The organism is Streptomyces sp. NBC_00986 (assembly GCF_045162565.1).
Lineage (GTDB): Bacteria > Actinomycetota > Actinomycetes > Streptomycetales > Streptomycetaceae > Streptomyces.
In genome coordinates, this window is sequence record NZ_CP108733.1 from 8,464,914 (window position 1) to 8,479,379 (window position 14,466).

Sequence of the window (14,466 nt, forward strand, 5' to 3'; positions counted from 1 at the left end):
GACATCCCGCAGCCCGCCCAGCCCGCTCAGCCAGGCATCGGCCGCGCCCCCGGAGAAGGAGTCCGCGCTCAGGGCCGCTCTCCGCGCTTGACCTGCGGCTTCGGCAGCCGGAGTCGACGCATCTGGAGGGAGCGCATCATGGAGTACCAGACCGTGCCCTTCGTGTCCTGGCCCGGGAAGCGCTCGGCGAGCAGCTTGCGCAGCCGGAACACGCTCCAGAAGGAGTCGACCACGATCAGCACGATCACCACGAGCCACAGCAGCAGCGCGATGTTCTGCAGCGCGGGGATCTGCACCACGCTGAGCACGAGGATCACCACGGCCAGCGGCAGGAAGAACTCGGCGATGTTGATGCGCGAGTCGATGTAGTCACGCCCGAACTTGCGGATCGGACCCCTGTCACGGAGGGGCAGATCCCGCTCGTTGCCACGGCCGGACAGCGCCTGGCGCTGCCTCTCCATCGCCGTGCGCCGCTCGTCGCGCTGACGCTTGGAGGCGTCCTTGCGCGTCATCGAGGTGTTGGCGACACTGCGGCGCTGAGTCTGTGACTCACTGCGCTTGGGCGTGGGCCGACCCTTCGGGGCCTGAGGGTCTCGGGGCATTGTGGAGTCGGTCAGCGACACCTTGTCGGTGGGCGCTGCCTTCTCTTCCTTGGCGCGGCTACGGAACACAAAACCCAAGGGTAAGGGGTGAATGGGGTTGGACCCCAGCCCTGTGGGGAACGATCCGGCAACACCGCTCGTCTGTAGGGGGACAGAGAAGGACGTCGGGGACGGGTCTTGCCAGGGGAGCACCTACTCCTTACGCCGGAGCAGAACCGGGCTCAGTCGTCCTTGGGGATGAGCGCATCCGTCCCCGAACAGTGCGGTAATGGATGCAGGGCCCGTACTGTGGGTTCTGTTGCAGTCGCTGGATCTGGAGTCCGTCAGAAGGGGGCGCGCGAAGCCCATGAGCGGTGTCATGAAGCGTATGGGGATGATCTTCCGCGCGAAGGCGAACAAGGCCCTTGACCGGGCCGAGGACCCGCGCGAAACCCTCGATTACTCGTACCAGAAGCAGCTGGAGCTGCTTCAGAAGGTGCGCCGGGGAGTGGCCGACGTCGCCACCTCCCGCAAGCGTCTGGAGCTCCAGCTCAACCAGCTGCAGTCGCAGTCCTCGAAGCTGGAGGACCAGGGCCGCAAGGCGCTCGCCCTCGGCCGCGAGGACCTGGCCCGCGAGGCGCTCTCGCGCCGGGCCGCGCTCCAGCAGCAGGTGACGGACCTGGAGACGCAGCACACCACGCTCCAGGGCGAGGAGGAGAAGCTCACCCTCGCGGCCCAGCGCCTCCAGGCCAAGGTGGACGCCTTCCGTACGAAGAAGGAGACCATCAAGGCCACGTACACGGCGGCCCAGGCACAGACCCGGATCGGCGAGGCCTTCAGCGGCATCTCCGAGGAGATGGGCGACGTGGGCCTGGCGATCCAGCGGGCCGAGGACAAGACCCAGCAGCTCCAGGCCCGCGCCGGCGCGATCGACGAGCTCCTCGCCTCCGGCGCCCTGGACGACCCGACCGGCATGGCCAAGGACGACATCCAGGCCGAGCTGGAACGCCTGTCCGGTGGTACGGATGTAGAGCTGGAACTCCAGCGCATGAAGGCGGAGCTGGCCGGCGGCTCATCTGCTTCCCAGCAGGCGATCGAAGGCGGCAAGGACCAGTCCCAGTCGCAGTCGTCCTCGCAGCCGCAGGACACCCCGCGTTTCGACAAGCAGTAGGCCCACGCCTGAGGAGGGCGACATGATCGTACGGATCATGGGGGAGGGGCAGGTGAGGCTGGCCGACGGCCACCTCACCGAGCTGAACAAGTTGGACACCATCCTCCTCACGGAGGTCCAGAACGGCGACGGCCCAGCCTTCCGCCAAACCCTCCAGGCCCTCCTGGCAAAGGTCCGAGAACTGGGCGAGCCGCTGCCGGACGACTCCCTGGAACCGTCCGAGCTGATCCTCCCGGCAGAGGACGCGACCCTGGAGGAGGTCCGGGACCTGCTGAGCGACGACGGGTTGATCCCGGGGTAGTTCCGGGGTGGGCGGTGCTTGGAGGGGCGGAAGCTTTTCAGCACAGGCCAGTAATTTCAGCCCGTCCGGCGTTTGAGGACGAGGCCGTTCAGGCCGAAGCGGGGGTCTGGGGGCGGCAGCCCCCAGTACGGGGTCACCCCAGCACCGGTCACTCACAAGGAGACGTACCGTTGGCCCCCGTTCCGCCCCCGGCAGGGACCCGCACCCTGGACCGCGCCCGCTGCCAAGCGAAGGCGCACCCCTCCGCCCTGGACGCGGCCCTCGCCGCCGCGGTGCTCGTCTGCATGGTCGCCGGATCCTTCGTGGACCCCCACGGGGACAACGGCGTGAGCTGGGGCCTCCGCACCCCCGCCCCCCTCAGCCTGATCCTGATGGCGGTCGGCGCCGCCGCGCTGGTCAAACGCCGCCGCGCCCCCATGCTGGTGCTCGCCGTCACCGCCACCGCCTCCCTCATCGAGAGCGTCACCAGCGACCCGCGCGCCCCGGTCGCGATGTCGGCGGTGGTCGCCCTGTTCACCGTCGCCGTCACCACCGACCGCTCGACGACCTGGCGCGTCGCCCTGCTCACGATGACCGTGCTGACCGGCGCCGCGATGCTCGGCGGCCCCCTCCCGTGGTACGCCCAGGAGAACCTCGGCATCTTCGCCTGGACCGGCATGGCGGCCGCCGCCGGCGACGCCGTACGCAGCCGTAAGGAATTCGTGCACGCCATACGCGAGCGCGCCGAACGGGCCGAGCGCACCCGCGAGGAGGAGGCCCGCCGCCGGGTCGCCGAGGAACGCCTCCGCATCGCCCGCGACCTGCACGACGTGGTCGCGCACCACATCGCCCTGGTCAACGTCCAGGCCGGAGTCGCCGCACACGTCATGGACAAGCGCCCGGACCAGGCCAAGGAGGCCCTCGCGCACGTACGCGAGGCCAGCCGCTCCGCGCTCAACGAACTCCGCGCCACCGTCGGCCTGTTGCGCCAGTCCGGCGACCCCGAGGCCCCCACCGAACCCGCCCCGGGCCTCGACCGCCTCGAAGAACTCGCCGGTACCTTCCGCAACGCCGGCCTCCAGGTCGAGGTCGCCCGCGCCGACAACGGCACCACCCTCCCCGCAGCCGTCGACCTGGCCGCCTACCGCGTCATCCAGGAAGCCCTCACCAACGTGCAGAAGCACGCCGGTACGGAGGCGAAGGCCGAGGTGAGTGTCGTACGGGTGGGCCCGAACGTGGAGGTCACCGTCCTCGACAACGGCTCCGGCGAGGACCACGACCCCGACTCCGGCGGCGGCCACGGCCTGCTCGGCATGCGCGAGCGCGTCACCGCCCTGCGCGGCACCCTCACCACCGGTCCCCGCTACGGAGGCGGTTTCCGCGTCCATGCGATCCTGCCGGTCAAGACCCGCCCACGCGCCTCGGGGGACCCCGTATGACGACGATCCGTGTCCTGCTCGCCGACGACCAGGCCCTGCTGCGCAGCGCCTTCCGTGTACTCGTCGACTCGGAGCCCGACATGGAGGTCGTAGGAGAGGCCTCGGACGGCGCACAGGCCGTACGGCTGGCGAAGGAGGAACGGGCCGACGTCGTGCTGATGGACATCCGGATGCCCGGCACGGACGGCCTCGCCGCGACCCGCATGATCAGCGCCGACCCGTCCCTGGCCCACGTCCGCGTGGTCATACTGACGACCTTCGAGGTCGACGACTACGTGGTCCAGTCCCTGCGCGCGGGCGCGTCCGGCTTCCTGGGGAAAGGCTCCGAGCCGGAGGAACTCCTGAGCGCGATCAGGGTCGCGGCGGCCGGAGAGGCCCTGTTGTCCCCCGTGGCGACCAAGGGCCTGATCGCCCGCTTCCTCGCCCAGGGCGACCTGGACGACGACCGCGACCCCGCCCGCGCCGAACGCCTCGAAGCCCTCACCGTCCGCGAACGCGAAGTCCTGGTCCAGGTCGCCGGCGGCCTCTCGAACGACGAGATCGCCGAACGCCTGGAGGTCAGCCCCCTGACGGTGAAGACCCACGTCAACAGGGCCATGTCCAAACTCGGCGCCCGCGACCGGGCCCAACTCGTCGTCATCGCCTACGAGTCGGGCCTGGTCCGGCCGCGGGTGGAATAACCCGGCAGAGCTACGGAAGCGCCAGCATCCGCTCCAGCGCCAGCTTGGCGAACGCCTCCGTCTCCTTGTCCACCTCGATGCGGTTGACCAGGTTGCCCTCGGCGAGGGACTCCAGGGTCCAGACCAGGTGGGGGAGGTCGATGCGGTTCATGGTCGAGCAGAAGCAGACCGTCTTGTCGAGGAAGACGATCTCCTTGCCCTCGGGAGCGAAACGGTTCGCGAGCCGTCGTACGAGATTCAGCTCGGTGCCGATGGCCCACTTCGAACCGGCCGGGGCCGCCTCAAGTGCCTTGATGATGTACTCCGTTGACCCGACGTAGTCCGCCGCGCTCACGACCTCGTGCTTGCACTCCGGGTGGACGAGGACGTTGACACCCGGGATCCGGGCCCGCACGTCCTCCACCGACTCCAGCGAGAAGCGGCCGTGCACCGAGCAGTGGCCGCGCCACAGGATCATCTTCGCGGCCCTCAACTGCTCAACGGTGAGGCCCCCGTTGGGCTTGTGCGGGTTGTAGAGGACGCAGTCGTCGAGGCTCAGGCCAAGGTCGCGGACCGCCGTGTTGCGGCCCAGGTGCTGGTCGGGGAGGAACAGGACCTTCTCGCCCTGCTCGAAGGCCCAGTCCAGGGCCCGCTCGGCGTTCGAGGAGGTGCAGATCGTGCCGCCGTGCTTGCCCGTGAACGCCTTGATGTCGGCGGACGAGTTCATGTACGACACGGGCACGACCTGCTCGGCTATCCCGGCCTCGGTCAGCACGTCCCAGCACTCGGCGACCTGCTCGGCGGTGGCCATGTCGGCCATCGAGCAGCCGGCGGCGAGATCGGGGAGGACGACCTTCTGGTCGTCGCCGGTCAGGATGTCCGCGGACTCCGCCATGAAGTGCACACCGCAGAACACGATGTACTCGGCCTCCGGGCGCGCGGCCGCGTCCCGGGCCAGCTTGAAGGAGTCGCCCGTGACGTCGGCGAACTGGATGACCTCGTCGCGCTGGTAGTGGTGGCCGAGCACGAAGACCTTGTCGCCGAGCTTCTCCTTGGCCGCGCGGGCCCGCTCGACCAGGTCGGGGTCGGACGGCGAGGGCAGGTCGCCGGGGCACTCGACGCCGCGCTCGCTCCTCGGGTCGGCCTCACGGCCGAGGAGGAGCAGGGCGAGGGGCGTCGGCTGAACGTCGAGCTCCTGGGTCTGGGCGGTGGTCACGACACGCACCCTTTCTGTTCTGCGGACCGGGCCGGCCTGTTGGGAGGACGGCCCTTTTCGTCGAATTGACGTTATCTATCATAACTTCTTCACGTCAGTTTGACGATGCCGATAACGTCGATGTGACATCAATCCCGGTACGCGTCCAGTGAGGGGCCCTGCGGGTGTGTGCGAGCATGGAAGTGAGAGCAGAAGAGATACAGGCGAAAAGAACGCCACCCGGCCCGGAATGAATCCGCGGCCACGCCGGTTGAAATGTCGGCAAGCAGTCTCCGTACAACCCGGGAGAGATGTAGATGTCCGTATCGGACGAGACCAGCACCGTCACCGACGGCATCCTTCTGTCCGACGCCGCCGCGGCGAAGGTCAAGGCCCTGCTCGACCAGGAAGGCCGTGAGGATCTGGCCCTGCGTGTCGCCGTCCAGCCCGGCGGCTGCTCCGGCCTGCGTTACCAGCTCTTCTTCGACGAGCGCTCCCTGGACGGCGACGTCGTCAAGGACTTCGGCGGTGTCAAGGTCGTCACCGACCGCATGAGCGCCCCGTACCTGGGCGGCGCCTCCATCGACTTCGTCGACACCATCGAGAAGCAGGGCTTCACGATCGACAACCCGAACGCGACGGGCTCCTGCGCCTGCGGCGACTCGTTCAGCTAAACCCGCCAGTGCCCTGTTGGGCGACTGAGCAGAGCGAAGGCGGCGGCCCCCTCCGACAGGGCCGCCGCCTTCGGGCTTTTCCGCCGCCCGCGCGGTCGTGGCTACCGGGCCTTGCTACCGGGCCAGTGAGGGTCCTGCCCCCACCTCGACCTTCTTCTCCACGGGGATCTTCGCGCCGTCCGGCCCGACGACCGTCCGGTCACCGACCGGCGCCTTCAGCTGCACGGTCTGGTGGTAGATCTTGGCGATCATGACGCAGACCTTGTCCGGCCAGGGCGTGTCGGTCACCGTGACCGTCACCTTGTCCGAACTCTCCACGGCCGACGCCTTGTAGTCCGCGCACACCCCGCCGGTGAAGGCCACGGTGAGGCTCTTCCCGTCGGTCGTGTAGCCGTCCGCCTTGATGTCGTGCGGCGCCGCGGTGGACGTCGAACTCGCCGTAGGGGTGGGCGTGTTGGCCGAGGCCAGATACTTCGGGTCGATCGCCGGATACGTCAGCGTGAAGCTGTCCTGCCCGCCCGGCTGCCGCGCCTCGAACAGCCAGGACGGCACCAGCGTCTGCTGCCCGTCCACGGAGTGCACGGCCAGCCCGAACACCGCGTGCTCGACGGTGGTCGACGCCTGCGTCGGCGTAGCAGAGGCGGACGAAGTGGTCGACGACCCGCAAGGCGCCTCCAGCCGGTCCTTCAGCGGTACGGGGCTGGCGCAGCCGCCGATGCCCATGCGGTGGTCGGTCCTCGGCGCCGCGTTCATCAGGTCGATCGTCTTCTGCGCACTCAGCACGGGATAGACGTCACCCTTCGCCGGCGCCGCCAAGTCCCCGCTCCCGCCGACCACTTCACCCTGGGCGCTGACGGTCAGCCCGGTGGTCCACCCGTACGTCGGCAGCCCGCCGATCACCGGCTGGGCGTTCACCACCCGCTGCGCGCCCATGAGTTGGCTCGCGTCGACCTTCGCGTCGTCCTGGCCCACGGCCTTGAGGATCGGAGCGGCGGCCTTCTTCGCGACGGCGACACTCACCGGGTCGACCGCGGGAGCGGCCGGGTCCTTCCTGCATGTGGTGCTGCCGGTGCAGTCGTCGGTGCCGGGTGCGTAGCGGTTGAACGTCCACATGCCCGGCGCGGCCTTGTTCACCTGCAGACTGGGCCCGGTACCGTCCTGCCCGCCCACCTTCCAGAGCTGCCCCTCGGCTACCGGCGTCCCCACGACCCCGAGCGCCTTCGCGAGCCGGCTCACCGCGTCCTTGCCGACCTCACCCTCCGGCGCGTACACGGCGGCGGAGTCCGGCCCGTCGGGCAGACTCCCCACGGCCCGGTACGTCTCCCCGTACGGATTCGGCTCCCCGGACGCGATCCCACTCGTACCCCCGGAGGAGTACCCGTCGAGCGCGAGCAGCGGCGGAGTCCCGTCGGCACCGGACGCCGCGGATCCCGTCCCTTCCCCCGAACCGCCGGAACCGGATGACGACGACGCGAGATACGCCCCGCCCCCTCCGACGAGCAGCACGGCGGCGGCCACCGAGGCGATGACGAGGGGCGACCTGGATCGGGCGGGGCGCCTGTCGTCGCTTCCGGGGGAGTGGTCGTGCAGGGAGAGTTCGGTGTCGGTGTCGGTGTCGGTGTCGGTGGTGGAGACGGGCTGTTCCGGGTGGGCGGGCTCGGGGGGCGTGGGGTCGGCGGCTTCCGGCTGCTCGTCCGCCTCGGCTTCGGATGCCGCGAGGCCGGCTTCCTCCGGTCCGTCCGTCCCGGAGTCGGATGCCGCGAGAGTGGTCTCCTCCGGCCGGCCGGCCTCCGTGTCGGACCCCGTCGGTTCGACTTCTTCCGCTGCTTCCGACGGGTCGGCTTCTACGCCGGATGCCGTGGACCCCGTCTCGTCCGGCTCGCTGCGACCCGCCTCCGCGCCCGGCGCCGTAGAACCGGCCTCTTCCCTACGGCCGGTCTCGGCGCCGGTCACTTCCCCGCCGGCCCCGGTGTCGTCGACCTCGGGCCCCTCCGCGGAGCCCTTCGCGGCGTCCCCCACGCCCCGCACGTCACCGGACGTGCCGGTCGTGTCGTCGTTGTCGGGTCGCTCGGTGTTCACCGCATCGCTCCTTCGGCTGCGCAACTGTCCCTTGACCCTGACCCGGCCCTGTCAAAGGGGCAGGCAGAAGGGTCGTATCCCGCATCCCCTTTACGGGGGACAGCGATGGGACGCAGCGGGGGAGCGCGCGGTTCCCCCGAGCGCGCCGATCCTGCTGAACGACTCCGCTCAGTCGCCGTACTCCGCCATGCCGTCCAGCAGACGGGCCGACGTCGAGGGCACGGTCACCCCGTGGATGAGCGACGGGGACACCGGGAGGGAGACGATCCGGTCGGGAACCGTCCAGTGCGGAGCCATCCGCGCGCAGTCGCCGCGCAGCGACGCGAGATCGGCCTCACCCTCGCCTTCGAGATGGGCCGGAACGTGGACCGGAACGAGGCCGTCGACTTTGAGGTTCGCCATAGCGGCACCGTAGGCACGCATGACCTCGCGAAGAAAGATCTACTATCGGGTAGTTTTGGCCGCTTCAGAGCCGCCGCGCGGACCGGGTAGCGTGAAGTGTCAACGCAGCCTCCCTCAGGAGAGTCCTCGCCGTGCGCATCGCAGTCACCGGCTCCATCGCCACCGACCACCTCATGACCTTCCCCGGCCGCTTCGCCGACCAGCTGGTCGCGGACCAGCTGCACACGGTGTCGCTCTCCTTCCTGGTCGACAACCTCGACGTACGCCGGGGCGGTGTCGGCGCCAACATCGCGTTCGGCATGGGCCAGCTCGGCACCGCGCCGATCCTGGTCGGCGCCGCCGGCTCCGACTTCGCGGAGTACCGCGACTGGCTCGACCGGCACGGCGTCGACACCGGCTCGGTGCGTATCTCCGAGACGCTGCACACCGCCCGCTTCGTGTGCACCACCGACGCCGACCACAACCAGATCGGCTCCTTCTACACCGGCGCCATGAGCGAGGCCCGCCAGATCGAGCTGAAGACCGTCGCCGACCGGGTGGGCGGCCTCGACCTGGTCCTGATCGGCGCGGACGACCCCGAGGCGATGCTCCGCCACACGGAGGAGTGCCGTACCCGTTCCATCCCCTTCGCCGCGGACTTCTCGCAGCAGATCGCGCGCATGGAGGGCGACGACATCCGCATCCTGCTGGACGGTTCGGCGTACCTCTTCTCGAACGAGTACGAGAAGGGACTCATCGAGTCCAAGACCGGCTGGAGCGACGAGGAGATCCTGGCGAAGGTCGGGTACCGGGTCACCACGCTCGGCTCGCGCGGTGTCCGGATCGAGAGCGTCGGTGCGGATCCGATCGAGGTCGGTTGCGCGGAGGAGGAGCGCAAGGCCGACCCCACGGGTGTCGGCGACGCGTTCCGGGCGGGGTTCCTCTCGGGGCTGGCGTGGGGGGTTTCGCTGGAGCGGGCGGCGCAGGTCGGGTGCATGCTCGCGACGCTGGTCATCGAGACCGTGGGTACGCAGGAGTATCAGCTGCGGCGGGTGCACTTCATGGACCGGTTCACCAAGGCGTACGGGCATGATGCGGCGGCCGAGGTGCGGGGACATCTGGGCTGATTGGCCGTCTGCGGGCGTGTGGGGGCTGGTCGCGCAGTTCCCCGCGCCCCTAAAAGAGGGGTGCCTAGGTTGCCCGGCGGATCATGTACGCCGTGCCTTTGGGCACCCTCTCCTCGCCTACGTACTCCTGGCCCCGCATCTCGCACCACGCCGGGATGTCCAGCCGTGCTGCCTCGTCGTCGGACAGGACTCGGACCGTGCCGCCGATCGGCACATCGCCGATGACCTTCGCCAGCTCGATCACCGGGATCGGGCAGCGCTTGCCGAGGGCGTCCACGACGAGGGAGTCGTCCTCTACGACGGTCACCGGCGCCTGCGCTCCCAACTTCTCCCGTACTCCCGCCACCACCCCCGGCAGTACGGCGAGGAAGCGCTCGACGTCCTCCTCCGTCGCGCCCAGTGGCAACGACACCCGCACATTTCCCTCACTCAGTACGCCCATCGCCTTCAGCACATGGCTGGGCGTCAGCGTGCTGCTCGTGCAGGACGAACCGGAGGAGACGGAGAAACCGGCGCGGTCCAGTTCGTGGAGGAGGGACTCTCCGTCGACATAGAGACAGGAGAAGGTGACGATCCCGGGCAGCCGCCGCACCGGATCGCCGACCACATCCACACCCGGCACCAGCTTCGGCACCCGGGTCCGGATCCGCTCCGTCAGTTCCCGCAGCCGTAGCGCCTCCTGGGCCGCCTCCGTGCGGACCGCGCGGAGCGAGGCGGCCGCTGCCACCACGGCGGGGATGTTCTCGAAGCCGGGGGCACGTCCCGACTCCCGTTCGTCGACGGGGCGTTGGGGCGCGAAGCGCGCGCCCTTGCGGACCGCCAGCAGACCGACCCCGGCCGGGCCGCCCCACTTGTGCGCGCTCGCCGTGAGCAGCGACCACGCGCCCTCGACCGGGCCCCAGCCCAGCGACTGCGCCGCGTCGACCAGCAACGGCACCCCGACCGCCCGGCACGCCTCGGCCACCTCGGCGACCGGCTGGACCGTCCCCACCTCGTGGTTGGCCGACTGGAGACAGGCCAGCGCGGTGTCCGAGCGGAGGGAATCGGCGTAGGCCGCGACACTCACCGCGCCCGTACGGTCCACGGGCACCTCGGTGGACGAACCGCCCTCCGCGACCAGTGCCTCGGCCGAATGGAGCACGGAAGAGTGTTCAACCGCTGACACGATCAGGTGACGCCCGACGCGCCGCCGCCCCGCCAACGCCCCCGAGATACCGGTGTGTACGGCCCGGGTCCCGGACGAGGTGAACACCAATTCATCGGGTCGGCACCCGACGGCTTCGGCGGCAGCCTCGCGGGCAGCGTCCAGCAGCAATCGCGCCTTACGCCCCTCCCGATACAACCGGGCAGGATCCGCCCACCCCTCGTCCAGAGACGCCAACAGCGCCTGTCGCGCGACGGGATGGAGTGGAGCGGAAGAGGCAGCATCAAAGTAGGACACACGCCAACGTTAAAGCGGACGGGAGCTTTCCATAGGGGCGCGAGGAACTGCGCGAGCAACCACAACGCACCCGCACCCGCCCAAATCACCTGAACCCCCGAGCTATTAGGCGCAAGGAGTAACGGGCGGCGCGTATGCCACCCTCCCCGCGAACCCCCGGAGGGCGTCGGCTAGGGTTTGGTCCGCATAAACATCCAAACCCCTGCCCGACGCAGGGCGGCGACCGACCCGCGTGAAGGCAGGCCGCAGCCAATCCGCGCGGGCGAGACTCTCGGGAAGGCGCTACGTGAGTCCCAACGGCTCCGACCGCTCGCCGCGGCGCCCGATGCGGCGGAAGCTGCTGCAGGCAATGACTGCGGGCCTGGTCCTGGCGACCGCGACCGGTTGCACATCCAAGGACTTTCCTCGCCTTGGTTTCCCCACCCCGACCACGGAAGAGGGTCCGCGGATCCTCTCCCTCTGGCAGGGGTCCTGGGCCGCCGCGCTCGCCGTCGGCATCCTGGTGTGGGGCCTGATCATGTGGAGCGTCGTGTTCCACCGGCGCAGCCGCACCAAGGTCGAGATCCCCCCGCAGACCCGTTACAACATGCCTATTGAGGCGCTGTACACGGTTGTTCCGCTCATCATCGTCTCGGTGTTGTTCTACTTCACCGCCCGCGACGAGACGAAGCTCCTGAGCCTCGACAAGAAGCCCGACGTGACGGTCAACGTCGTGGGCTTCCAGTGGAGCTGGGGCTTCAACTACATCGAGAACGTCGACGGTGTCAGCGGCGACGCGACGACCGACAAGAACCTGGCCGCCATTCCGGACCGGTTCAAGAAGGAGTTCCCGGCGAACGCCGGCGGAGTCTACGACGTCGGTACGCCCGCCACGAAGAACCCGCAGACGGGCAACCCGGGTCCGACCCTCTGGCTCCCCAAGGGCGAGACGGTCCGCTTCGTCCTCACCTCACGTGACGTCATCCACGACTTCTGGGTGGTGCCGTTCCTGATGAAGATGGACGTCGTCCCGGGCCACACCAACTCCTTCCAGGTGACCCCCAACAAGGAGGGCACCTACCTCGGCAAGTGCGCCGAGCTCTGCGGCGTCGACCACTCCCGGATGCTGTTCAACGTGAAGGTCGTCTCGCCGGAGCGTTACCAGCAGCACCTCAAGGACCTCGCCAAGAAGGGGCAGACCGGTTACATCCCCGCTGGCATCGCGCAGACGAGCCACGAGAAGAACCGGGAGACGAACAACCTGTGAGCATCCTCAACGAACCTCAGGGTGCCGCGGCAGCAGAGTCCCACTACGCGGACGAGCTGCCGGTAAGGCGCAAGCAACCCGGTAACGTCGTGATCAAGTGGCTCACCACCACCGACCACAAGACGATCGGCACGCTGTATCTGGTCACGTCGTTCGCGTTCTTCCTGATCGGCGGCGTCATGGCGCTGCTGATGCGCGCCGAGCTGGCCCGGCCGGGTCTCCAGATCCTGTCGAACGAGCAGTTCAACCAGGCGTTCACGATGCACGGCACGATCATGCTGCTGATGTTCGCGACGCCCCTCTTCGCCGGTTTCACGAACTGGATCATGCCGCTGCAGATCGGCGCGCCCGACGTGGCGTTCCCGCGGCTGAACATGTTCGCCTACTGGCTCTACCTGTTCGGCTCGACCATCGCGGTCGGTGGCTTCCTCACCCCGCAGGGTGCGGCCGACTTCGGCTGGTTCGCGTACAGCCCGCTGTCGGACGCGGTCCGCTCGCCGGGCATCGGCGCCGACATGTGGATCATGGGTCTGGCCTTCTCCGGCTTCGGCACGATCCTCGGTGCGGTCAACTTCATCACCACGATCATCTGCATGCGCGCACCGGGCATGACGATGTTCCGCATGCCGATCTTCGTGTGGAACGTGCTGCTGACCGCCGTCCTCGTTCTGCTGGCCTTCCCGGTCCTCGCCGCCGCGCTCTTCGCGCTGGAGGCGGATCGGAAATTCGGGGCACATGTCTTCGACGCCGCCAACGGCGGTGCGTTGCTGTGGCAGCACCTCTTCTGGTTCTTCGGCCACCCAGAGGTGTACATCATCGCGCTGCCGTTCTTCGGCATCATCTCCGAGGTCATCCCGGTCTTCTCCCGCAAGCCGATGTTCGGCTACATGGGACTGGTCGCCGCGACGATCTCCATCGCCGGTCTCTCCGTGACCGTCTGGGCCCACCACATGTACGTCACCGGCGGAGTCCTCCTCCCGTTCTTCTCCTTCATGACGTTCCTCATCGCTGTGCCAACAGGCGTGAAGTTCTTCAACTGGATCGGAACGATGTGGAAGGGGTCCCTGTCCTTCGAGACCCCGATGCTCTGGGCCACCGGCTTCCTGATCACCTTCACCTTCGGTGGTCTGACCGGTGTCATCCTGGCCTCGCCGCCGATGGACTTCCACGTCTCGGACTCGTACTTCGTCGTCGCCCACTTCCACTACGTGGTCTTCGGCACCGTCGTGTTCGCGATGTTCTCCGGCTTCCACTTCTGGTGGCCGAAGATGACCGGCAAGATGCTCGACGAGCGTCTCGGCAAGATCACCTTCTGGACGCTGTTCATCGGCTTCCACGGCACCTTCCTGGTCCAGCACTGGCTGGGTGCCGAGGGCATGCCCCGTCGTTACGCGGACTACCTCGCGGCCGACGGCTTCACCGCCCTGAACACGATCTCGACGATCAGCTCCTTCCTGCTCGGCCTGTCGATCCTGCCGTTCCTCTACAACGTGTGGAAGACGGCCAAGTACGGCAAGAAGGTCGAGGTCGACGACCCGTGGGGCTACGGCCGTTCGCTCGAATGGGCGACGTCCTGCCCGCCGCCGCGGCACAACTTCCTCACCCTGCCGCGGATCCGCAGCGAATCCCCGGCGTTCGACCTGCACCACCCGGAGATCGCCGCTCTCGACCAGCTCGAGAACGCGCATCACGGTGACAAGGCCCTCACTGGCGGCAAGGAGGCGGGCAAGTGAAGGTCCAGGGCAGGATGTTCATGTGGCTGGCCGTCTTCGTGCTCGCCACGGCGATCGTCTACGGCGTCTGGTCCAAGGAGGCGGCCGGTACCACGGCCCTCTTCATGGCCTTCGGCCTGTGCATCATGGTCGGCTTCTACCTGGGCTTCACGGCCCGGCGGATCGACACGCTCGCGCAGGACAACAAGGAGGCCGACGTCGCGGACGAGGCCGGCGAGGTGGGCTTCTTCAGCCCGCACAGCTGGCAGCCCCTCGCCCTCGGTGTCGGTGGCGCACTGGCCTTCCTGTCGATCGCGATCGGCTGGTGGCTGCTGTACTTCTCCGCCCCGATCATCATGATCGGCCTGTACGGCTGGGTCTTCGAGTACTACCGCGGTGAAGACCGCACCCAGTAGCACGCGCAGAGCACTCGCGAGCCCGGACACTCCGTCAGGAGGGTCCGGGCTCGTGCTTTTGCCGC

14 protein-coding genes are annotated in these 14,466 nt (G+C 68.6%); 9 read left to right on the forward strand and 5 right to left on the reverse strand.

Annotated features, from left to right (window positions below):
* Positions 1-68 precede the first annotated feature (68 nt).
* Entirely contained in the window at positions 69-710 is a 642-nt protein-coding gene (locus OG504_RS37880) for a DUF3043 domain-containing protein (RefSeq protein ID WP_405996541.1), read from the reverse strand.
* 238 nt (positions 711-948) lie between these two features.
* On the opposite strand from OG504_RS37880, the gene OG504_RS37885 reads away from it, so the two are divergent.
* The 4 genes from OG504_RS37885 to OG504_RS37900 all read left to right on the forward strand — a co-directional run bounded on the left by OG504_RS37885 (position 949) and on the right by OG504_RS37900 (position 4,151).
* Positions 949-1,752, forward strand: coding sequence for a PspA/IM30 family protein (locus OG504_RS37885; protein ID WP_327404664.1), 804 nt, complete (start codon positions 949-951; stop codon positions 1,750-1,752).
* Positions 1,753-1,774: 22 nt separating this feature from the next.
* Positions 1,775-2,053 (forward strand): PspA-associated protein PspAA, encoded by a 279-nt coding sequence (locus tag OG504_RS37890; RefSeq protein ID WP_327404665.1) that lies wholly within the window; start codon positions 1,775-1,777, stop codon positions 2,051-2,053.
* A gap of 170 nt (positions 2,054-2,223) precedes the next feature.
* Positions 2,224-3,471 carry a sensor histidine kinase gene (locus tag OG504_RS37895; protein WP_405993845.1) on the forward strand — a complete coding sequence of 416 codons (1,248 nt, stop codon included), beginning with the start codon at positions 2,224-2,226 and terminating at the stop codon, positions 3,469-3,471.
* Positions 3,468-4,151 (forward strand): response regulator transcription factor, encoded by a 684-nt coding sequence (locus OG504_RS37900; RefSeq protein WP_033284156.1) that lies wholly within the window; start codon positions 3,468-3,470, stop codon positions 4,149-4,151. The genes OG504_RS37895 and OG504_RS37900 overlap by 4 nt, the downstream gene beginning before the upstream one ends.
* 10 nt (positions 4,152-4,161) lie before the next feature.
* On the opposite strand, the gene nadA is transcribed toward OG504_RS37900, so the two are convergent.
* Entirely contained in the window at positions 4,162-5,346 is a 1,185-nt protein-coding gene (gene nadA / locus OG504_RS37905; protein WP_405993846.1) for a quinolinate synthase NadA, read from the reverse strand.
* Between the two features lie 296 nt (positions 5,347-5,642).
* On the opposite strand from nadA, the gene OG504_RS37910 reads away from it, so the two are divergent.
* Positions 5,643-5,999, forward strand: coding sequence for an iron-sulfur cluster assembly accessory protein (locus OG504_RS37910; RefSeq protein WP_019065032.1), 357 nt, complete (start codon positions 5,643-5,645; stop codon positions 5,997-5,999).
* Between the two features lie 114 nt (positions 6,000-6,113).
* Here the strand turns inward: OG504_RS37910 and OG504_RS37915 are convergent, their stop codons facing one another.
* Positions 6,114-8,078, reverse strand: a complete 1,965-nt coding sequence (locus OG504_RS37915; protein ID WP_405993847.1) for a hypothetical protein — start codon at positions 8,076-8,078, stop codon at positions 6,114-6,116.
* Positions 8,079-8,246: 168 nt separating this feature from the next.
* On the reverse strand, positions 8,247-8,480 hold the full coding sequence (locus OG504_RS37920) for a hypothetical protein (RefSeq protein ID WP_405993848.1): 234 nt from the start codon (positions 8,478-8,480) through the stop codon (positions 8,247-8,249).
* A gap of 131 nt (positions 8,481-8,611) precedes the next feature.
* Between OG504_RS37920 and OG504_RS37925 the strand changes: the two genes are divergently transcribed.
* A complete protein-coding gene (locus tag OG504_RS37925; protein WP_405993849.1) occupies positions 8,612-9,586 on the forward strand; it encodes a carbohydrate kinase family protein in 975 nt (324 codons plus the stop codon).
* Positions 9,587-9,650: 64 nt separating this feature from the next.
* On the opposite strand, the gene OG504_RS37930 is transcribed toward OG504_RS37925, so the two are convergent.
* Positions 9,651-11,027 carry a cysteine desulfurase/sulfurtransferase TusA family protein gene (locus OG504_RS37930; protein WP_405993850.1) on the reverse strand — a complete coding sequence of 459 codons (1,377 nt, stop codon included), beginning with the start codon at positions 11,025-11,027 and terminating at the stop codon, positions 9,651-9,653.
* A gap of 286 nt (positions 11,028-11,313) precedes the next feature.
* Here OG504_RS37930 and coxB point away from each other — a divergent pair, with 286 nt between their 5' ends.
* From coxB to OG504_RS37945, 3 genes are read left to right on the forward strand one after another with little or no spacing between them, the layout of a single operon-like run.
* Positions 11,314-12,273 (forward strand): cytochrome c oxidase subunit II, encoded by a 960-nt coding sequence (gene coxB / locus OG504_RS37935; RefSeq protein WP_033284151.1) that lies wholly within the window; start codon positions 11,314-11,316, stop codon positions 12,271-12,273.
* The gene (ctaD, locus tag OG504_RS37940; RefSeq protein WP_318015828.1) at positions 12,270-14,006 is read left to right on the forward strand and encodes a cytochrome c oxidase subunit I; all 1,737 of its coding nucleotides are present in this window, start codon (positions 12,270-12,272) and stop codon (positions 14,004-14,006) included. Before coxB ends, ctaD begins: the two co-directional genes overlap by 4 nt.
* Positions 14,003-14,401 carry a cytochrome c oxidase subunit 4 gene (locus tag OG504_RS37945; protein ID WP_033284401.1) on the forward strand — a complete coding sequence of 133 codons (399 nt, stop codon included), beginning with the start codon at positions 14,003-14,005 and terminating at the stop codon, positions 14,399-14,401. The genes ctaD and OG504_RS37945 overlap by 4 nt, the downstream gene beginning before the upstream one ends.
* The last annotated feature ends 65 nt before the right edge of the window (positions 14,402-14,466 follow it).

Bases quoted from the DNA above. Each gene is read 5' to 3' on its own strand.
- OG504_RS37885 (WP_327404664.1), top strand. From the start codon at position 949: ATGAGCGGTGTCATGAAGCGTATGGGGATGATCTTCCGCGCGAAGGCG.
- OG504_RS37890 (WP_327404665.1), top strand. From the start codon at position 1,775: ATGATCGTACGGATCATGGGGGAGGGGCAGGTGAGGCTGGCCGACGGC.
- OG504_RS37900 (WP_033284156.1), top strand. From the start codon at position 3,468: ATGACGACGATCCGTGTCCTGCTCGCCGACGACCAGGCCCTGCTGCGC.
- OG504_RS37910 (WP_019065032.1), top strand. From the start codon at position 5,643: ATGTCCGTATCGGACGAGACCAGCACCGTCACCGACGGCATCCTTCTG.
- OG504_RS37920 (WP_405993848.1), bottom strand. From the start codon at position 8,480: ATGGCGAACCTCAAAGTCGACGGCCTCGTTCCGGTCCACGTTCCGGCC.